The organism is Micromonospora sp. NPDC002717, assembly GCF_040295705.1.
Taxonomy (GTDB): Bacteria; Actinomycetota; Actinomycetes; order Mycobacteriales; family Micromonosporaceae; genus Micromonospora.
The window spans coordinates 75,217-94,130 of sequence record NZ_JBEOVW010000020.1; the positions used below are offsets into that span (position 1 = coordinate 75,217).

An 18,914-nucleotide genomic window follows, 5' to 3' on the forward strand; every position below is an offset into this window, starting at 1 on the left:
CCAGGACGTCGGCGGCACCGTCACCGCTCCAGTCCGCAGCCATCACGTGCTTGAAGGTCGCCCAGCCGTGTCCGATCTGCGTGTAGCCAGACAGTTTGTAGCTGTTGTTCGGGTAGTACAGTAGCCTCCCTGAAGAATCGACTCCTAGGACGTCGGCGGCACCGTCACCGCTCCAGTCCGCAGCCATGACGTGCTTGAAGGTCGCCCAGCCGTGTCCGATTCCGACCGGGTTGGCGAGGCCGGCTCCGCTGTGCGGGTAGTACCAGAAGTCACCGTTGGCAGCGACTCCCAGGACATCGGCGACACCGTCACCACTGAAGTCCGAAACCCGTTCGCCGTCAGCCCCGGGCAGGCCGGCGGAAAGGCGGTTCTGGCTCACGGGTGCGATGCCGGTGGGATAGTTGGTGCCGGTCTCCACGGTATTGGGGATTTCGCGGCTGAGCTGAGAATTGCAGTAGACGATATTCCAGTGGAGATGTGGGCCGGTCACGTTTCCGGTAGCGCCGGACGTGCCGATATGCTGCCCCTGCGCCACCAATTGCCCTCTGTTGACGATGGTGGCGCTGAGATGGGCGTACTGAGAGCAACGGTTGTTGCCGTGGTCGATCAAGACGATGATGCCTCCGCCGGTGCTCCACCCCTCGTAGTAGACGGTGCCGGCCGCCGAGGCGACAATCGGGGTGCCTTGCGGCATGGCGAAGTCAACGGCATGCCGATTATAGCCGTCGTTGTGAGAATAGCCGCTTCCGGGCGTCTGGGTAATGGTGTACGCATGTCCAGCCCGGTAAGGTAGCTTGAACGGTGCGCCATTGCCGGCGAGTGCGGACTCCTGAGGAATCAGGATTCCGAGCACGGCGACAAGCGCAGCCAAGCTGACTGCGATATCGCGACGCAAATGGACCTCCTTGTGTCTACGATCGACGCGGAATTTGGAATGTCACCTTGCAGCTGCACGGTCATGAGCCACGGACGTTCGGGCGCGATCTGGCCCAAAGGGTGTCCCAACGGGGCCGAGACTGTCAAGAACGCCAATGGTTCTCTGCGTAATGGCCTGTTGCCCCGCCATGGGCGGCGTCTTGCCAAGCAGCTGATCAGCGAGGCCGAGTTGAGGTCTGCCCGCCCAAGGGGTCCCGGTACTCCAGTCTCGGCTCGGCATCGACGTCGAGCGCGTACCCCCGCCGCGCTGGGAAAGGCTTCCACGTCCAGCCCCGACGGTGGATGCTGCCCGCCAGGTGCACTCTGGACTGCACCGACCGGCTGCTGATCTACCACGAACGACATGCCCTCGCCGTTGTCGGCGAGTACGTCGACCACTTCAACGACCACCGCCCGCACCAAGGACGGCAGCAGCTGAATCCGTCGCCCGCCATCAACCGACTCCCGCCTCGGGGGTTCAGCGCGAGGGCAATGACGACATGCCGCGCTGGATGGCTGACGGGTTCTACGAGGTCTCACACCTTGTGGTCCAGCGGAACGGCTGGCAGCGCTCGTTGTATCCGTCGATGAACGCGCGTTACCTGCGCGGCAGGTTCCCGGCTTCGTCGGCTGGGCTCACACTCCTGCCGCGTACGTGTTCCGTGTGGTTGACGACTACGCCACGGACCAGAGCGCCGCTGCAGAGCGAGCCGATGGCGATGTCCCCGGCGGCGATGATCGCCGCGCCGTCACTCTCTACGGTGAGTGGCGGGAGGGCGGAGGGTGTCGCGGACCAGGCAGGTCCCGGATGGCGCACCCGTCGTTGCGTCGATCGGCCATCGGTCGAACAACCGATGTATCGCAGACTGTCGCTTCCTAGTTTCGTCCCCGGATATTCCGTGAACACATTGAGACCCAGGTGGTGGGCATGGACGGGATCGATAGGCGGACTTTCCTGCGTGTGACGGCGACAGCGGGCGCGGTCGCCGTCGCAGGCGTGACCGTGGGGACTGGGGTGGCGGCCGCGGCCGTGCCCGGGTTCTACAACCCCTTCACGGGGTACCCGATCACCGAGACGTGGGAGGGGCACCTGGCCCGCGGCTCGCTCGGCGGAATCGACTATGGCATGCCCGTCGGCACCCGACTGCCTGCGGCGGGCGGCGGTGTGGTCTACAACGACCCCGACAACGGCACCGGCGGCTACACGGCGGTCATCCACCACGACAACGGCTACAAAACCCAGTACCTGCACCTGTCCGGGTTCGTCGTGGCGAACGGCACCCGGGTCGCGATGGGCGACATCGTCGGGTTGTCCGGCGGCTACCCGGGCGCGCCGGGCTCGGGCTCCTCGACCGGCCCGCACCTGCACTGGCACATGAACGACCCCTCCGGCAGGCGCATCAACCCGTTGGCGTTCCTTGGCGGTGACGCGCCCGCGGGGGACACGCAGGTGTTCGAGACGGCGCACAACTCCGGCTGGCAGCCGCTTCCTGTGGCCTCGATCGTGGCGTCGAAGGTGAGCGCGGTCCTGCGCGCGGACGGCACGAAGATCATCTACTCGGTGCGTGACGGGTACGTGTACGAGGCGGCGAGTAACGCGGGTTGGCGCAACCTGCGCGTGCCCAACCTGGACGGCGTGTCGGCGATTTCGGCGATCGCCGTCGGCAGCGGGGTCGTGCTCTACACGATCCGGTCGGGCGCGTTGTGGGAATGCGCGAGCGGCGACTGGGTTCCGTTCTGCGTTGGGTACAACGGAAGTCCGATCTACGCGGACGCGGTCAGCGCGGTGCTGCGGTCCGACGGCACACGAATCGTCTACACCGTGCGTGACGGCGCGGTGTTCGAGGCGGCAAGCAACGCGGGATGGCGGAACCTGCGGGTGCCCAACCTGGACAGCGTGGCAGTCGTGTCGGCCATCTCCCGCAACGGGATCACGACGCTCTACACGATCCGCGCGGGCGCCTTGTGGGAGGCCTCCAGCGTCGACTGGCGACCGTACGCCGTGGGGTACAACGGAAGTCCCATCTACGCGAATGCGGTCAGCGCGCTCCACCGGCCCGACGGCACGCGGATCGTCTACACGGTGCGCGACGGCGCGGTGTTCGAGGCGGCAAGCAACGCAGGATGGCGAAACCTGCGGGTGCCCAACCTGGGCGGAGTCGCTGCCGTCTCCGCCATCTACGCCAGCGGCACGGAAATCCTCTACACCCGGTGACACCGAGACGAGCGGGACACACCATGAATCGTTTGCCGAACGCGCTACCGCGGCGCGTTGGTCTGCTGGCCCTGGCAGGGCTCATCGCCATATCCGGGCTCGGCTTCCCCGGTGAGGCACGCGCCGCCGACAACTCCAGAACCGCGTGGGACTTCTTCGTCGGCAAGGGACTCACCGCGGAACAGACCGCGGGCATTCTGGGCAACCTAGCGCAGGAGTCCAACATCAACCCGCTGGCGCAGGAGCCCGGCGGTCCTGGCCGCGGGATCGCGCAGTGGAGCACCGGCGGCCGCTGGGACACGACCGCGAACGCAAACGCGACCTGGTACGCGGCGGTGACCGGCCAGAACGTGTGGAGCCTGAACGCGCAGCTCGGCTTCATCTGGTGGGAGCTGACGAACATCTCGGGCTACGGGCTGGCGCAGTTGCGGGCGTCGAGCACGATTGCCGACGCGACCGTCGCGTTCCAGGACCTTTACGAGCGCTGCGGAACCTGTCACGAGTCAACGCGGATTAGCTACGCGACGAACTACTACAACCAGTACGCGGGCACGACCCCGCCCGCGTCGAACACGCAGGTGTACGAGACAGCGGACAACTCCGGCTGGCAGCCGCTTCCGGTGGCCTCGATCGTGGCATCGAAGGTGAGCGCGGTCCAGCGCGCGGACGGCACGAAGATCATCTACTCGGTGCGTGACGGGTACGTGTACGAGGCGGCGAGCAACGCCGGGTGGCGGAACCTGCGGGTGCCGAACCTCGACAACGTCTCAGCCGTGTCGGCGATCGCCTTCAACGGCGGGACCGTCCTCTACACGATCCGCGCGGGCGCGGTGTGGGAGTCGTCCAGCGTCGACTGGCGGCCGTACGCGGTGGGATACAACGGAAGCCCGATCTACGCGGACGCGGTTAGCGCGGTGCTGCGGGCCGACGGCACGCGGATCGTCTACACGATGCGGGACGGCTACGTGTACGAGGCCGGTAGCAACGCCGGCTGGCGAAACCTGCGGGTGCCCACGTTGAGTGGTGTGTCGGCGCTGTCGGCCATTCCCTACAACGGCGGCACGGTGCTGTACACGATCCGCGCCGGCGCGGTGTGGGAGGCCGGAAGCGGCAACTGGACGCCGTACGCCGTGGGATACAACGGTAGCCCCATCTACGGGAGCGGTCTGTCCGCCATCTCGTTGGCGGACGGCACGAGAATCGTCTACACGGTCAACAACGGCCGCGTGCACGAGGCGGCGAGCAACGCGGGCTGGCGGAATCTGCAGGTGCCCAACCTGTCCGGGGTCAACTCCGTCTCCGCCGTCAACGCGGGAGGCACCAAGGTCCTCTACACCCGCTGACGCCGGACGGCACACCTCAGTGACGGGGGTGCCTCCGGCAAGCGGCCCGGCGTTCCGCGAAGGCGGCATCCCTGGACCAGCATGGAACCCCTGCCGGACAGGGGCCAGGCCGGATGTCATGCCGATGCCGGACCGGCCAGGGCGACAGGGCCGCCCGTCCCCACCCCGACAGGGGGCCGGGCGGCCCATCGCGCGGTGCGGCGGTCAGTCCGTGGCCAGCACCAGCGCCTTGTGCCACGCGCTCGGTCGGCGACGCGGCGCCGGAAACTCCATGATGTCCCCCTCGGCGATGCGTCCTGCCTCGTGGTCGAAGCCGTAGTGGCGGAGCCCCCAGACGATGAAGGCGGTGTCGAAGGGGCCCAGACGGTGCCGACGTGGTAGCCGAGGGGATTGAGCGCCTCCCCCTGCGCGAGAGTGCGTTCGCCCCAGCCGGGGAGCCATTCGGAAGCCGCTGGGCCGATCTCGTAACCACCGGGGTGCAGAACGTCAGGACTGGTAGGCGGGCGTCCAGCCACGGTCCTCGGGCCGCTGTCGCACCGCCGGGCGCGAACTGCGGTTCTCGTGCAGCGCGAGCAGGACCACCGAGGTCAGTACCAGCATCAGGCCGGTCCACTGGCTCGTATCGAGTTGCCCGTCGAGCAGGGTGAGTCCGACCACGGCGGCCGTCAGCGGGAAGGCCAGTTCGGCCAGGGCCGCGCTCGACGCGGGCGTGTGCCGGAGGGCGTGGTAGTACAGCGACAGGGCGAGCAGGCCCGGTACGGCCGCGAGCAGCACCAGCCGCGGTACCAGCTCCACCGGAACCGTGACCGGCGTGCGGGTCGCCGCGGCGAAGGTGGCGAGGGTGACCAGTCCGACGGTGAACCGAAGCGTGGTGACATGCAGGAAGGACAGTTCGGCGCTGACCATCCGGCCGAGGACGGTGCCGGCTGCCCAGAGCGCCGCGGCCCCGGTGGCCAGCCCGGCCGCAGCGAGGCTGCGGGGGTGCATCCCCAGCGGGTCGGGGAACGCCAACAGCCAGGCGCCGACGACCGCAGGCACCGCGAAGAGGGGGAACCGCCGGTTCACCCGTTCCCCGAGCAGCGCGGCGGCCAGGACGATCGCCAGCGCTGGTTGCAGCTTCTGCAACACCTGCGGGGTGATCGGGTCGCCCAGCCGGAACGCGGCGGTGAACAGCGTCGTGGCCAGCGCCGAGGAGCCGGCTCCGATCACCAGCACGGCCAGCTTCGTCCGCACGGAGCAGCGGGCGAGGGTTCGTACGGCCGGGATCAGCCAGGGCGACACCAGGATCACGAGGACGACGTGTTCGGCCAGGACCACACTCAGCGCCGGAAGCTGCTGGGAGAGCGGTTCCCGCAGCAGGCCGGAGAAGCCCCAGAGGCTGGCGGCGACGGCGACCAGCCAGGTGCGGTCGCTGGAGGCACGGCGGGCGATCGGGATCATCGTGTCCTTCCCGGGGCGGTGGGGCACCGACCTGTGGGCCGGTGTCGCTTTGATCAGTGCCGGGCGGCGGATGAGGTCGGCCGATCGGCGGCCGGGCCCGGTGACCCGGCCCACGCACGGGTCGCCCCGCCCAGGCGGTCGATCCCGAGCGAGAGCAGGTGGGCGACGGTGTCCACGTCCCGCCGCAGCCCAGGCGCGGTCACCGGGAGATCGTGGTAGCCGTCGGCGAGGAACCGGCGGCGAGAGTCAGGGCCGAGGAAAGGCCGGAACTCGCCGGGATCGGTGAGTGTCACCATGGTGGTCCCGGTGCCGTCGGCATCCGAGACGATGGACCGTGGGTGGGATCCGCCCGCCGTCAGCGCCGCGTCGAAGTCCGAAGGCTGCGCGCCGGCAAGATCGGCCATGGCGACGGCCAACCGCGCGTCGGGGAGCGCCTCCCCGGCGACGATGAGCGCGGCGAGGACCTCCCGGTTCAGGTCCGGCCCGCAGGTGGTGCCGGCGACCACGGCGCCGGCGGCCAACGCCGCGCCGACCACCTCCGGGTCGGTCGCGGCGACGACGACGGCACGCACCCGACGGGCCCGCGTCAGCCTGCCGACGACGTCGAGCAACATCGCCCGGGCCAGTGCGCTCCGTTCGGAGACGTCGAGGCCAACGCATCTGGTCTTGGCCGCTGCGAAGGGTTTTGCCGGTACGACCACCACCCACGAGCCGTCCGTCATGCGTCGGGTTCCATCCTGGTCAACCGGCCGTACAGCTCGGGTCGCCGGTCGCGGAGGAAGGGGCGTCGACGGCGGGAGAGGTCAACGAGGCTCAGGTCCACCTCGGCCACCGCCACGTCGTCGCGGTCGTCGGCGGTCTGGGCGAGCACGTCACCGTTAGGCCCGTACACCGCGCTGAGCCCGAAGTAGTCCTTCACGCCCTCCGTGCCGACCCGGTTGGCGCAGATCACGAAGAGCCCGTTGAACACGGCGTGAGCGCGCAACTCCAGCTGGAACACCTCACGCATCGGGGCGCTCGCCGAGGCGACCGGGACGCAGAGCACCGACCCGCCGCGCAGGGCGACGATGCGGCTCAGCTCGGGGAAGTGCCGCTCGTAGCAGATGATGGTGCCGACTCCGGTCTCACCGGTCTGGACCACTTCCGGCTCGGCGCCGCCCGGTTGGAAGTAGAACTTCTCCGGGAAGCCGTTGGAGAACGGCAGGTGCGACTTGCGGTACACCGACTTGAGTTCGCCGTCGACGTAGGTGCAGGCGGTGTTGTGGTACACCCCCGGCACCTGCCCCGCCTCGAAGATCGACGAGACGACGGTCATCCGGTGCCGCTTCGACCGCTCGGCCGCCATCCGGTTGGACGGCCCGTCGAGTTCCTCGGCGTACTGGAAGTAGTCGAGGTCGGGCTCCGGCTGGACGAACGGCACCGCGAACAGCTCCGGCAGTAGCAGGATCCGAGCGCCCTGGGCGGCCGCGTCGTCGATCAGGTCGGCGGCCCGGCCGATCGTCTCGGCCCGGTCGTCGGTGGCGCGAAGTTGCAGGGCGGCGAGTCTCACGCGGGGACCTTTCCGACAGCCGGGGCCAGGCCGGTCAGAGCCAGCCCGGAACGGGTCTTGTACCGCTTGTTCACGCTGATCAGTACTGCGGTCAGGGGTTCCAGTTGCCGGGCCAGGCGCAGCCGGCCGGCGTCGAGGGCGCGGCCGCCTGTCACGTCGGCCGCGAGGGCCATCACCCGTTCCTTGGCGGCGATGTCGTCACCGCAGACCAGGACGTCCTCGTGGCTCAGGTCCGCCTCCGGGTTGAGCAGGAGGGGGGCGGCCAGGTGGTGGAATGCCCCGACCACGGTGGCCGAGGGGACGAGTTCGGCGGCCTCCTCGGCAGCGCTTCCGGCCAGGACGTTGCGGCCGTACGGCCCGAAGCGGTCGAAGCTCAGCGGGTTGACGCAGCTGATGACGATCTTGCCGGCCATCGCACGCGCCAGGCTGGTCACCAGTTGGGCGTGTCCGTCGTACGGCACGGCGAGCAGCACGATGCCGGCGCTCTCCGCAGCCGCCAGGTTCGCCGCACCGGTGATCCGGGCAACGCCGGCCTGCTGGGTCAGCTCCTCGGCGGCGGCCGTGGCCCGCTCGGCGTCACGTGATCCGAGGACGACCTCGTGTCCGGCGAGCGCCAGGCGGTAGCCCAGCCCCCGGCCTTGTGGGCCGGTGCCACCGACCACGGCGATGCGGGTGGGAAGGTTTTCTGTCATCGGGTCACCCCTTCGCGGCCTGGGCGAGCCGGGTGAGGGTCTGTTCCTTGTCACCCAGCGTGGAGATGATCGGGCAGCGCACCCCGGCCTCGTGGTACGACTGCAGCTTCTGGAAGGCGTCGTCGGTGGAGCCGCAGGCGGTGACGTTCTGCACCAGGCTGTTGGGGACCAACTGCATCGCCCGCTTGATGTCCTCCGGCGTGGCGGGCCAGCCGGCGATCTCCTGCAACCGGTCGACGAGTTCGCGCTCCACCCCGCAGTGCTCGGCGATGTGCGGCTGCTGGCAGAGGTAGAGGGTGAGGAAGGCCTTGCACGCGTCGATGGCCTCCTGCGGGTCGTCGTCGTTGACGCTGCACGCCACGATCTGGGTCAGGTCGATGCCGTCGCGGCCGTCGGTCCGCTTGGCCACCCCCCGCTCGATCGCCTCACGGGCGCCGACCATGTACGACGGGGGAAGCAGGAAGTCCATGTGTACGCCGTCGCTGATCTCGCCGGCGAGTTCGAGCATCCGCGGGCCTACCGCACCGATGTAGATCGGGATGTCGACCGGCTTGTTCTCGCGGTACATGCTGTCGAAGCGCACGTCCTTCATCTGCACGAACTCGCCGTCGAAGGAGACGAGTTCGTTGCGGAAGAAGGCCTGCAGAACGGTGATGTACTCGCGCATCGACTTGATCGGCTTGGCCAAGGGCTGGCCGACCTTCGTCGCCAGCGGCTCCCACCAGGCGCCGATGCCCAGGATCGCCCGGCCCGGCGCCACCTCGTCCAGGGTCTTGAAGGTGACCGCCATCAGGGCCGCGTTGCGGCTCTTGTTGTTGACCACACCGGTGCCGATCTTCACGTTCTTCGTCTTGCTCGCGATGATCGCCGCCGGGACGATGCCATCGCGCGCGAGTCGTCCCTCGGCGACCCACACGGACTCGAACCCGTTCTGGTCGGCGAACTCGGCCTGCCAGTAGGTCTGCTCCAGGCTGAGTCGCTCGCCGACATGGATACCCAGGGGAAGTTTCATCACTGTGTCAGCTCCGCTCGGTACGTGGTGGAGGGTGGGAATCGGTAGGTCAGGAGAGGCGCGGCGCGGCGCGGGTCAGGAAGGTTCCCCGGCCGGGGGTGTCGTGCCGGAGGCCGGCCGCGTCGACCAGGTGCTCACCCCGGGAGAACACGTGTACCGGCTTGCCGGTCACCCGCATGCCCTCGTAGATGTTGTAGTCGGTGCGCATGTGCGAACCCGCCGCCGTGATCACGTGATCGGCCGCCGGATCCCAGACCACCAGGTCGGCGTCCGCCCCGACGGCGACGATCCCCTTGGCTGGGAAGAGGCCGAACAGCTTGGCCGGCCGGGTGGCGACCAGGTCCACGAAGCGGCACGGGTCGATCAGCTCGCCGGCCACCCCGGCCTGCCAGAGGACCATCAGCCGGTCCTCGATGCCCGGGACGCCGTTGGGCACCTTCGGGAAGTAGCCGGGGCTGCGCATCTTCTGCGGCGGCAGGTCGTCGGGCTGGTGCAGGCAGAAGCCGGCGTGGTCGGTGGCGACGGTGGACAGGGCGCCGGTGGCGAGCATCCGCCACAGGCCGTCCTGGTTGCTGCGTTCCCGGATCGGCGGCGAGCAGACGTACGCGGCGGCGTGCTCGCCGAGGTCCGCGTAGTCCTCGTAGGCGACGACCAGGTACTGGGGGCAGGTCTCGCCCCACACCCGCGACCCGGCCGCCCGGGCCCGGCTGATCTCGTCGGCCGCCGCCGCGCTGGAGACGTGCACCACGTACAGCGGTGTACCGATGGTGTCGGCGAGCACGACCGCCCGGTGCACCGCCTCGGCCTCGGACTCGTGCCCGTGTGCCCGCAGGTGGAAGCTCTCGGCTGTCTGGCCGCTGTCCACCAGGCGCCGAACCTCCCGGGCGACCATGTGTCCGTTCTCGGCGTGCACCATGGGCAGTACGCCGAGCTCGCGCGCCAGCTCGAAGCCGTCGAGCAGCTCGTTGTCCTCTACCATCTGGCCCGGGTAGGCCATGAAGAACTTCCAGCTGGTGGCGCCCTCGGTGACCAGCCGACGCAGGTCGTCGAGGACGTCCGGCTGGGCGGCGCGGGGCGGGACGATGGCGTGCAGGCCGACGTCGATCACTGCCTTGGCCGCCGCCGCGTCCCGCCGGCGCAGGTAGGTGTCGTACAGCGACCGGTCCGGTTCCTTCTTGACGAAGTCGAGGACGGTGGTCGTGCCGCCGCACGCCGCCGCGACGGTCCCGGTGTGGAAGTCGTCGGCGGTGTGGGTACTGAATCCGTCGACCGGGTACTCCAGGTGTGTGTGCGCGTCGATGCCACCGGGCATGACCAGCTTCCCGGTCGCGTCGACGACGTGGTCGGCGGTCCAGTCCGTCCCGGCGCCGAGGGCGACGATCCGGCCGTCACGCACCAGCACATCGGCGCGGACCGCCGCATCGGCGTTGACGACCGTGCCGTTGGCGATCAACGTCGTTGGCATCTCGTACCTCTCCTCCCCGGCGGGCTTCCACCCGTCGCGCCGTTCGTCAGCCCTGGTAGTGCTCGTCGGCGAGGGACAGGACCTCGTCGAGGACGCCGAGCGCGAGATCGATCTCCTCGACGTTGATCACCAGCGGCGGGGTCAGCCGCAGGACGTTGAAGTTGGCGGTCAGGTAGACGCCCTGCTGCATCGCGGCCTTGAGTAGGCGGCTGACCGGGGCCGCCGCCGGGCCCTTGGCGTTGAACGGGACGAGCGGCTCCCGGGTGTCGCGGTTGCGCACCAGCTCCACGCCGTAGAACAGACCCCGGCCACGGATGTCGCCGATGCTCGGGTGGCTCTCCGCCAGCTTGGCCAGGCCGGCCCCGAGCCGCTCCCCCATTGCCCGCGCGTTCTCCACCACGCCCTCGTCCTGCATGATCCGCAGGGAGGCCACGCCGGAGGCGCAGGCGAGCGGGTGCCCGGCGTAGGTCAGACCGCCCCAGAACATGTGGTCGCGCAGCCAGTCGGAGATCCGGGCGGAGACCGTCATGGCCCCGAGGGGTACGTAGCCGGAGTTCAGCCCCTTGGCGGTGGTGAGAATGTCGGGCACGACATCCCAGTGGTCGCAGGCGAACCACTCACCGGTACGGCCGAAGCCCGCCATCACCTCGTCGAAGATGAGCAGGATGCCGTGCCGGTCGCAGACCTCCCGCAGCGACCGCAGGTATCCGTCCGGCGGGTAGAGCAGGCCGTTCGTGCCGGTGACCGGTTCGATGATCACTGCGGCGACCGTCTCCGGGTTCTCGTACTGGAGGATCTCCTCCAGGTGCGGCCCCCCGGAGCAGACCGGGCACGGGTCGGGGTGCCCGGCCGGGCACCGGTAGGTGTAGGGGTCGAGCATGCGCACCACACCGGTCATCCCCGGCTCGGCCGCCCATCGGCGCGGGTCGCCGGTCAGCGACATCGCGCCCGCCGTGGCGCCGTGGTACGAGCGGTAGCGGGCGATGATCTTCTGCCGGCCGGTGACATGCCGGGCCAGTCGGATGGCGTTCTCGTTGGCTGCCGCTCCGCCGGTGGTGAAGAAGCTCATCTTCAGGTCGCCGGGGGTCAGTTCGGCCATCAGCTCGGCCAGCTCCGCCCGGGAGCGCTCGGCGAAGCCGGGTCCGATGTAGCAGAGTTGCTCGGCCTGGGCGCGGATGGCCTCGACCAGTCGGGGGTGCTGGTGACCCAGGTTCAGGTTGACCAGTTGTGACTGGAAGTCGAGGTAGCGGCGGCCGTCGTAGTCCCAGAACCACGATCCGGATCCGCCGGCCACGGGGATGGGGTCGAGCGCGCCCTGCACCGACCAGGAGTGGATGACGTACTCCCTGTCGATTTCTTTGACCCGCTGGCTGGTCCAGGTGTCGGTGTCGGTGATCGTCATCGGCTGGCCTCCGTCCCGTCCGGCTGGGTCAGTTGCTCTTCAGCTCGGCGCCGAAGGCGGCGAGCCGGGCCAGCGGGCGTCCGGCGTTCGACGCGGCGCAGACCACGAAGATCTCCCGGGGCCGCGGCACGTCGGCTACCTGGAGGGTCACCGTCTGGTGGTGCGAGCGGGTCTTGGCATCCAGCTTGTGCTTGAGCGGAATGTCGATGGGGCTGCCGGGCAGGCCGACCTTCTCGGCGGCGGGCAGCAGCTCGGTGCCGCCGGCCACGCTGCGGAAGACGTTGCCGAAGCGGAGGTTGTGAATCAGCGCCGAGCCGTGCTCGATCTCGCCGTCGATGCCGACGAGCGCCGCCTTGCCGAACGCCTCGACCTCCTCGCCGAGCAGTTCCACGCAGGCGGGGCCGACCAGGTTGCCGATCTCCTCACCGATCTCGTCGGCGAGGGTGACCAGGTCCTGGACGTACTCGCTGGGGTAGGGATTCTCGATGACCACGCCGGCGAAGGCGACCCGGTGCGCCGGCTGCACCTCCCTGCCGTTCTCCAGCCGCGTCTCTTCGAGGTGACGGATCAGCTTGCGAACACGGATGCTCACGATCACTCCTTAGTGGTTCATTGGATGAACCGTCGGTCCATATCTTGGTTCTGCGGGAAGAGCGAAGTCAATAGCCTTCAAGGACAGATCCCCGTGCCCGGAGTACCCGCGCGTCGCCCGATCCCCGCAGGTCACGAAGGACGCCGCCCCCTTACCGGCGAGACGGGCCCCCGGCTCAGCTCACGGCCGGTCCGTCAATGGACGTAGAGGTCAGTCCGCCGGTCGGCCACTGGCTGGTTGAACGGGTTGTGCAACCGTTCGGCACGCGAGCCGATCAGGTCCACCTCCGCCAGCACGAGTTCCTCCCGGTCCGGGCTCGCCGGGCCGGCGAGCGGCCAACCGTCGGGTCCCACGAGGACGGACCGGCCGACGAACGTCTGCCCCCGCTCGACTCCGATCCGGCTGACCCCGGCGACGTAGCACTGGTTGGAGTGCGCCCCGGTCATGCACATGAGGTTCGCCATGGCTGGGGCAGCCTCGGGCTGCCCGGGCACCGGCACCCAGTTCGACGGCAACACCACCAGGTCGGCACCCTGCAACGCCGCGCTGCGGAACGTCTCGGGGAACCAGGCGTCGTAGCAGATCCCGATCCCGATCCGGCCCAGCGGCGTGTCGAAGACCGGGAAGCCGTCCCCGTTACGGTCGTAGATCTCCTTCTCGTCGTTCCACAGATGGGCCTTGCGGAAGGTTCCGACATGGCCGGTAGGGCCAAGCAGCACTGCCGCGTTGAAGACCCGGTCCCCGTCCCGCTCGGTGACCCCACCCACGATCCACACGTCCAGCTCGGCGGCGAGCCGCGCCCAGGCGGCGACCGTAGGGCCGTCCGGCACCGACTGGGCATGCTGCGCGGCCTCCGCCCGGTCGGCGAAGACGTATCCCGCCGAGGCCGCCTCGGGCAACACCACGAGCCGGGCCCCACGGCCCGCCGCCTCCCGGATCCAGTACGAGGTCTTGGCGATGTTCACCGGGATGTCACCGAAGACCGGCTCCAGTTGGACCCCGGCGAGCAGGAACCTGGTCACCATGACGCCCGTACCGCCGCATACTTGATGTTCAGGTACTCGTCGATGCCGGCCTTGCCGCCCTCGCGCCCGAGACCGGACTGCTTGACTCCGCCGAACGGTGCCGCCGGGTTGGAGATGATGCCCTGGTTGAGCCCCACCATCCCGCTCTCGAGGCGCTCGGTCACCCGCAGGCCACGGCCGAGGTTCTCCGTGAAGACATACGCGGCGAGGCCATACTCCGAGGCGTTGGCCCTGCCGACCGCCTCGTCCTCGTCGTCGAAGACCACGACCGGAGCCACCGGCCCGAAGATTTCCTCCCGGACGCACCGGGCGCCGTCGGGCACTCCAGACAGGACAGTCGGCGCGAAGAAGTGGCCCTCCCCGGCGATCGGTCCGCCGCCGGTGACGACGCTCGCCCCCGCCTGCGTCGCATCGGTGACCAACTGAGCAACCGACGCCACCGCGGCCTGGTCGATGAGCGGCCCTACCTCGGTCGAGGGGTCCAGCCCGTGACCGACGCGCAGCCCATGCAGCCGCTCGGCCAGCGCGCCGACGAACCGCTGCGCCACCGACCGCTGCACGTAGAACCGGTTCGCGGCGGTGCACGCCTCACCGACGTTGCGCATCTTCGCCTGCACGGCCCCCTCGACCGCCAGCTCCAGGTCGGCGTCGTCGAAAACGATGAACGGCGCGTTCCCGCCCAGCTCCATCGACGTGCGCAGCACCCGCTGCGCGGACTGGGCGAGCAGCGTCCGACCGACCGGGGTCGAGCCGGTGAACGACAGCTTGCGCAACCGGTCGTCGGCGAGCAGCGCCGAGGTGACCCGGCCGGACTGCGAGGTGGTGAGCACGTTGACCACGCCACGCGGCAGGCCGGCCCGCTCCAGGATCTCCACCAGCGCCAGCATCGACAGCGGGGTCTGCTTGGCCGGCTTGACCACGACGGTGCAGCCGGCCGCCAGGGCGGGACCGATCTTGCGGGTGCCCATCGCCATCGGGAAGTTCCACGGGGTCACCAGTAGACAGGGGCCGACCGGCTGCCGCAGGACGACGACGCGCGAGTTCCCGGCCGGTGCCGTGAGGTAGCCCCCGTCGATCCGGACCGCCTCCTCGGCGAACCAGCGGAGAAACTCCGCGGCGTAGGTAACCTCGGCCTGGGACTCCGCGAACGCCTTGCCCATCTCCAGGGTCATCATCCGGGCCAGGTCGTCCCGGCGTTCGATGACCAGGTCGAATGCCCGGCGCAGCACCTCTCCCCGTTCTCGGGGCGAGGTGGCGGCCCAGCCGGACTGGGCACGAGCGGCGGCGGCCAGGGCGTCCAGCCCGTCGGCGACCGAGGCGTCCGCCACCTCGGCGATCGTCGACCCCGTCGCCGGGTCCTCCACGGCCAGGACGGCACCGTCCCGGCCCGCGCGCCACTCGCCGTCGACGTACAGGCCCTTGGGGGTCTTGTCGACCACGGTCATCGCCGCCGCCAACGCCTCGGCTGGTACGGCCATTGCTTCCTCCTTCACCGCAGGCCTCGCCACGGGCGAGCCGGTACGGTCGGCGGGTGCCTAGCGTCCGGCAAAGGCACTCGGGATATCGATGTCAGCGTTGCTGAGCAGGTCGGTGAGCTGTCGTGCGGCCTTGATCACCGACTCCGCCATGATGTCGATGCGGTCGCGGGTGATCCGGTAGGTGGGCCCGCCGATCCAGACCGCGTACGGCGTCGTCCCTCGCAGGCGCACCGGTGCGGCGACCGACGCCGCACCGACCTCCAGCTCGTCGTACGCGAAGGCGAACCCCCGGTTCCGAACCGCCTCCAGCGAGCCCATGAAGGACTCCAGGTCCCCCACCTCCGGCGGGGCGTGCTCGGCGAACTCCTCGGTGAAGTCGGCCCGCACCGAATCCGGGTTCAGCGCCGCCAGCAGCACCTTCCCGGTGGAGGTCGCCCACACCGGCTGGGTACGGGGTACCGGCTTGAGCGTCTGCCCGATCAGCGACGGCCCCGGCACCTGGGCGACGACCATCACCTTCGGTGGAAGCAGCACGTCGAAGCCCGCGGTCTCCCTGGTCTCCTCGGCCAGGTTCCGCAGCACCTCCCGCATGTGGCCGTACGCGCCGCCGCCGTCGAGCAGGCCGCCCACGATGGAGAGCAGTCCGAGCGACACACGGTAGCGACGGGTCACCGGATCGAGGGTGAGCCAACTCTCCCGCTCCAACACGGTGAGCACCCGGTAGCAGGTGGCCTTGGGGATACCCGCCTCCCGGGCCACCTCGCTGAGTCCGACACCCTCGGGGTGAGCCGCCACGGCCCGCAGGAGCCAGATCGTACGTCGCACCAGCCCCGCCTCACTGGGCGCCATTGCTACCTCCATCAATTGCATCGGCCTTGGTATACGGCCCATATCTTGGCAGGCGTCATTGGCTGCGGACGTGTGCCGAACGGCGGGCGCCGCCCGGCACACGCCGCTCGCCTACTTCCCGCCTTCCGTAATCGTCACGGTCTGCGGTTTGTAGGAGTTGCCGCTGACGTCGAACCCGTCGGCCTTGAGTTCGTCGTTCGCGCGCTGCGACAGGTCGGTGCGGAACGCGTCCTTGTCCGGCACGTTCTTCAGCACGCCGCCACCGATCGCGATCTTGATCGTCTGGTCCCAGGCCGCCTGGTCCATCATCCCCACGCCGTTGGTCGCGGGCCAGATCAGCTTGTTGATCTCGTTGAGCATCCAGGTCTGGTGTCCCTGCCCCAGCGCGCTGCCGTTGTCGAGCACGATGTCGACGCAGCCGGCCAGGTCGTCGCGGCAGTAGCCCCAGCCGCGGTAGGACGCCTTCAGGAACTTCACCGCCGTGTCCTGGTTGGTCTGCTCCCCCAGCCAGTCACCACGGGCGTAGATGCCGTCCTCCAGGCTGGTGTAGCCGGCGTCCTGGAGACTGATCACCGAGAAGTCGGACGGCTGGTAGAGCTTGCCCGTCTTCGGGTTCTTGGTCTCCAGCAGTTGGGCGTACTCGTTGTAGGTCTTGGCCTGACCGGCGTCGATCTCCCGACGGAGCAGCAGCGACATGTCGAATGGTTGCTGGATGATCTCCGTGTCGCGGCTCGGGTCGACACCGGCGTCCTTCATCGCTGCGAACAGCACGAGCTCGTTGCCGTAACCCCAGCTCCCGACCTTCTTACCCTTCAGGTCGGTCAGCGCCTTGATGCCGGAGTCGGCCCAGGCGACCTGGAGATAGGCGCCGCGCTGGAACACCTGGCCGATGTTCACCAGATTCGCGCCCTGCTCCCGGGTCACCATCGTCTTGGTGACGTGGCTGACCGCGAACTCGGCGTTGCCGGCGGAGAGCACCTGCTGAGGAACGATGTTGACGCCGCCCTCCTGGATGGTGACGTCGAGACACTCCTCGGCGTAGTAACCCTTCTCCTTGGCCGCGTAGTAGCCGGCGAACTGGGCCTGGGCGACCCACTGGAGCACCACCCGGACCTTGGTGGTCGACTCGCAGTTCTTGGCGGCCTCAGCCGCGGACTCGCTCTGGGTGTCGGACATGCCACCGCACGCCGAGGCGGCGAGCAGGACGGCGGTGAGGGCAGTGGCGATTGTGGCGGGGCGACCCTTCCGCGGGGTCCGCCATAGTTGCAGGGCCATTCTGACTCCAACAGATCGTGGTGGCCCGTGGCTCACGAGTCGCTGTCGTGCAGGGACTCGTGCCAGGGCATCAGGAGGCGTTCCAACAGAGACGTGGCACCGAACAGCAGCAGGCCGAGCGCGCTGGCCACGGCGATCCCCGCCCAGGCGAACTCAAAGCGGGGCAGGGCCGCCTGATAGGCGATGTACACCCCGAGAGCGTTGCTCGGTCCTCCGAAGTACTCGGTCACGATCACGCCGATCACGGCGAGCGTGCTGCCGAGCTTGAGCGCGTTGAACAGGTACGGCAACGCGTTGGGCAACCGCAGCATGAGCGCCACCTGTCGTGGCTGCGCCGCGAGCGATTGCATGATCTCCAGGTGCAGGGGTGAGACCTGGAGAAGTCCCCTGGTGGTGTTGACCAGGACCGGGAAGAAGACCATCACCGCGGCCACGCCGGCCTTCGACATCGGGTTGGTGACCCCGAACCAGTTGTTGAAGATCGGCGCGAGGGCCACGATCGGGGCGCAGTTGATGACGACGGCCGCGGTCAGCACCGGCGCGGACACTCCCGGGAACCGGCTGAGCGCCAACGCCACCATGACCCCCGCTACCGCGCCGAGGACCAAACCGAGGAGCACCTCCTGCACGGTGACCACCGACGCCGACATGATCGTGCCGAACTCGGCCTGGAACGCCGACGAGATGTCGGCCGGCGCCGGGACGATGAACGACGGAACGTCGAAGACGGTCACCAGCAGCTGCCACGAGCCAATGATCACCAGCGCGGTGAGGACGACCGGGAGGAACCGGCCGATCGCCGACCGGGCACCGACGCCGGGCACGGTGTCCCGCGCGAGCCGCGTCGTGCTCATCGGGCCGCCTGCTCGGCCGGGACGCCGTGCAGCGCCGTACGCACCTCGGTGACCTTGGCGAAGAACGCCTCGGTGGTCCGGGTCGCCGCCGTACGCGGGTATGGCAGGTCGACGTCGATGCTGGCGGCGATGCGTCCGGGACGCGCGGACATCACGACGATCCGCGACGACAGGAACACCGCCTCGGAGATGCTGTGCGTGACGAACACGACGGTGGTCTGGGTGTCCGACCAGATCCGCAGCAGCTCGCCCTGCAACCGCTCGCGGTTCATCTCGTCGAGCGCGCCGAGCGGCTCGTCCATGAACAGAATCTCCGGGTCCGCCGACAGCGCGCGGGCGATCGCCACCCGCTGCTGCATGCCGCCGGAGAGCTGCCAGGGAAAGTGCCGGGAGAAGTCGGAGAGGCGGACCAGTTCCAGCATCTCGTGGGCCTTGGCCCGCCGGGTCTGCTTGTCCACCCCGGCCACCTGCAACGGCAGCTCGACGTTGCGCTGCACGGTACGCCACTCGAAGAGGCCGGCCTGCTGGAAGACCATGCCGTAGTCCCGGTCCGTCCGTGCCGCGCCCGGCGTCTTGCCGTTCAGCGACACCGTGCCGCTGGTCGGCTCGGTCAGGTCGGCCAGGACCCGCAGCAGAGTGCTCTTGCCGCAGCCGCTCGGGCCCAACAGGGACACGAACTCGCCCCGCTTGATCGACAGGTCGATGTCCTCAAGTGCCGTCACCGTACGGTTTCCGCCGGTGAACTGCTTGTTGACTCCTCGCACGGAAATGATCGCGGCCTCAGACATCAGCGTCTCTCCAGGTGTTG

The 18,914-nt window shown here is 69.1% G+C and carries 17 protein-coding genes; 2 read left to right on the forward strand and 15 right to left on the reverse strand.

Translation table 11 applies throughout. From position 1 onward, the window contains the following. The coding region (locus ABT006_RS25475; RefSeq protein WP_350710301.1) for a peptidoglycan DD-metalloendopeptidase family protein at positions 1-853 on the reverse strand (853 nt) is incomplete at its 3' end. Between the two features lie 990 nt (positions 854-1,843). Here ABT006_RS25475 and ABT006_RS25480 point away from each other — a divergent pair. Together ABT006_RS25480 and ABT006_RS25485 are read left to right on the forward strand one after the other, a co-directional pair. After that, a complete protein-coding gene (locus ABT006_RS25480; RefSeq protein WP_350710303.1) occupies positions 1,844-3,130 on the forward strand; it encodes a M23 family metallopeptidase in 1,287 nt (428 codons plus the stop codon). 23 nt (positions 3,131-3,153) lie between these two features. Continuing rightward, positions 3,154-4,473, forward strand: a complete 1,320-nt coding sequence (locus ABT006_RS25485) for a phage tail tip lysozyme (protein ID WP_350710305.1) — start codon at positions 3,154-3,156, stop codon at positions 4,471-4,473. A 486-nt stretch (positions 4,474-4,959) separates the two neighbouring features. Here the strand turns inward: ABT006_RS25485 and ABT006_RS25490 are convergent, their stop codons facing one another. The 14 genes from ABT006_RS25490 to ABT006_RS25555 form a co-directional block, all read right to left on the reverse strand. Beyond that, positions 4,960-5,913: a DMT family transporter gene (locus ABT006_RS25490; RefSeq protein WP_350710306.1), complete on the reverse strand. Its 954-nt coding sequence runs from the start codon at positions 5,911-5,913 to the stop codon at positions 4,960-4,962. A 53-nt stretch (positions 5,914-5,966) separates the two neighbouring features. Further along, a complete protein-coding gene (cofC, locus tag ABT006_RS25495; RefSeq protein ID WP_350710308.1) occupies positions 5,967-6,635 on the reverse strand; it encodes a 2-phospho-L-lactate guanylyltransferase in 669 nt (222 codons plus the stop codon). After that, the gene (locus tag ABT006_RS25500) at positions 6,632-7,462 is read right to left on the reverse strand and encodes a carbon-nitrogen hydrolase family protein (RefSeq protein WP_350710310.1); all 831 of its coding nucleotides are present in this window, start codon (positions 7,460-7,462) and stop codon (positions 6,632-6,634) included. Before ABT006_RS25500 ends, cofC begins: the two co-directional genes overlap by 4 nt. Beyond that, on the reverse strand, positions 7,459-8,154 hold the full coding sequence (npdG, locus tag ABT006_RS25505) for an NADPH-dependent F420 reductase (RefSeq protein WP_350710312.1): 696 nt from the start codon (positions 8,152-8,154) through the stop codon (positions 7,459-7,461). The genes ABT006_RS25500 and npdG overlap by 4 nt, the downstream gene beginning before the upstream one ends. A gap of 4 nt (positions 8,155-8,158) precedes the next feature. Then, entirely contained in the window at positions 8,159-9,166 is a 1,008-nt protein-coding gene (locus ABT006_RS25510) for an LLM class flavin-dependent oxidoreductase (protein ID WP_145835928.1), read from the reverse strand. A gap of 49 nt (positions 9,167-9,215) precedes the next feature. Further along, positions 9,216-10,631 carry a dihydropyrimidinase gene (gene hydA, locus ABT006_RS25515; protein WP_350710314.1) on the reverse strand — a complete coding sequence of 472 codons (1,416 nt, stop codon included), beginning with the start codon at positions 10,629-10,631 and terminating at the stop codon, positions 9,216-9,218. 46 nt (positions 10,632-10,677) lie between these two features. Next, entirely contained in the window at positions 10,678-12,033 is a 1,356-nt protein-coding gene (locus ABT006_RS25520) for an aminotransferase class III-fold pyridoxal phosphate-dependent enzyme (protein ID WP_350710316.1), read from the reverse strand. Positions 12,034-12,061: 28 nt separating this feature from the next. Further along, complete coding sequence (locus tag ABT006_RS25525) at positions 12,062-12,625, reverse strand: amino acid synthesis family protein (RefSeq protein ID WP_350710318.1); 564 nt, start codon at positions 12,623-12,625, stop codon at positions 12,062-12,064. Between the two features lie 194 nt (positions 12,626-12,819). Continuing rightward, a complete protein-coding gene (locus ABT006_RS25530) occupies positions 12,820-13,650 on the reverse strand; it encodes a nitrilase family protein (RefSeq protein ID WP_350710320.1) in 831 nt (276 codons plus the stop codon). Continuing rightward, entirely contained in the window at positions 13,644-15,128 is a 1,485-nt protein-coding gene (locus ABT006_RS25535; protein WP_350710322.1) for an NAD-dependent succinate-semialdehyde dehydrogenase, read from the reverse strand. Before ABT006_RS25535 ends, ABT006_RS25530 begins: the two co-directional genes overlap by 7 nt. 57 nt (positions 15,129-15,185) lie before the next feature. Then, positions 15,186-15,977, reverse strand: a complete 792-nt coding sequence (locus ABT006_RS25540) for an IclR family transcriptional regulator (RefSeq protein ID WP_350710324.1) — start codon at positions 15,975-15,977, stop codon at positions 15,186-15,188. Between the two features lie 111 nt (positions 15,978-16,088). Beyond that, positions 16,089-17,153, reverse strand: coding sequence for an ABC transporter substrate-binding protein (locus ABT006_RS25545; protein ID WP_350710326.1), 1,065 nt, complete (start codon positions 17,151-17,153; stop codon positions 16,089-16,091). A gap of 131 nt (positions 17,154-17,284) precedes the next feature. Next, on the reverse strand, positions 17,285-18,106 hold the full coding sequence (locus tag ABT006_RS25550; RefSeq protein ID WP_350710328.1) for an ABC transporter permease: 822 nt from the start codon (positions 18,104-18,106) through the stop codon (positions 17,285-17,287). Further along, positions 18,103-18,894 (reverse strand): ABC transporter ATP-binding protein, encoded by a 792-nt coding sequence (locus tag ABT006_RS25555; RefSeq protein ID WP_350710330.1) that lies wholly within the window; start codon positions 18,892-18,894, stop codon positions 18,103-18,105. Before ABT006_RS25555 ends, ABT006_RS25550 begins: the two co-directional genes overlap by 4 nt. Positions 18,895-18,914: the final 20 nt, after the last annotated feature.

What these genes read in the sequence shown, in the direction of transcription:
- npdG (WP_350710312.1), bottom strand. Translation starts at nt 8,154, where the DNA reads ATGACAGAAAACCTTCCCACCCGCATCGCCGTGGTCGGTGGCACCGGC.
- ABT006_RS25555 (WP_350710330.1), bottom strand. Translation starts at nt 18,894, where the DNA reads ATGTCTGAGGCCGCGATCATTTCCGTGCGAGGAGTCAACAAGCAGTTC.
- ABT006_RS25550 (WP_350710328.1), bottom strand. Translation starts at nt 18,106, where the DNA reads ATGAGCACGACGCGGCTCGCGCGGGACACCGTGCCCGGCGTCGGTGCC.
- hydA (WP_350710314.1), bottom strand. Translation starts at nt 10,631, where the DNA reads ATGCCAACGACGTTGATCGCCAACGGCACGGTCGTCAACGCCGATGCG.
- ABT006_RS25530 (WP_350710320.1), bottom strand. Translation starts at nt 13,650, where the DNA reads ATGGTGACCAGGTTCCTGCTCGCCGGGGTCCAACTGGAGCCGGTCTTC.
- ABT006_RS25545 (WP_350710326.1), bottom strand. Translation starts at nt 17,153, where the DNA reads ATGTCCGACACCCAGAGCGAGTCCGCGGCTGAGGCCGCCAAGAACTGC.
- ABT006_RS25485 (WP_350710305.1), top strand. Translation starts at nt 3,154, where the DNA reads ATGAATCGTTTGCCGAACGCGCTACCGCGGCGCGTTGGTCTGCTGGCC.
- ABT006_RS25480 (WP_350710303.1), top strand. Translation starts at nt 1,844, where the DNA reads ATGGACGGGATCGATAGGCGGACTTTCCTGCGTGTGACGGCGACAGCG.
- cofC (WP_350710308.1), bottom strand. Translation starts at nt 6,635, where the DNA reads ATGACGGACGGCTCGTGGGTGGTGGTCGTACCGGCAAAACCCTTCGCA.
- ABT006_RS25520 (WP_350710316.1), bottom strand. Translation starts at nt 12,033, where the DNA reads ATGACGATCACCGACACCGACACCTGGACCAGCCAGCGGGTCAAAGAA.
- ABT006_RS25540 (WP_350710324.1), bottom strand. Translation starts at nt 15,977, where the DNA reads ATGGCGCCCAGTGAGGCGGGGCTGGTGCGACGTACGATCTGGCTCCTG.
- ABT006_RS25490 (WP_350710306.1), bottom strand. Translation starts at nt 5,913, where the DNA reads ATGATCCCGATCGCCCGCCGTGCCTCCAGCGACCGCACCTGGCTGGTC.
- ABT006_RS25510 (WP_145835928.1), bottom strand. Translation starts at nt 9,166, where the DNA reads ATGAAACTTCCCCTGGGTATCCATGTCGGCGAGCGACTCAGCCTGGAG.
- ABT006_RS25535 (WP_350710322.1), bottom strand. Translation starts at nt 15,128, where the DNA reads ATGGCCGTACCAGCCGAGGCGTTGGCGGCGGCGATGACCGTGGTCGAC.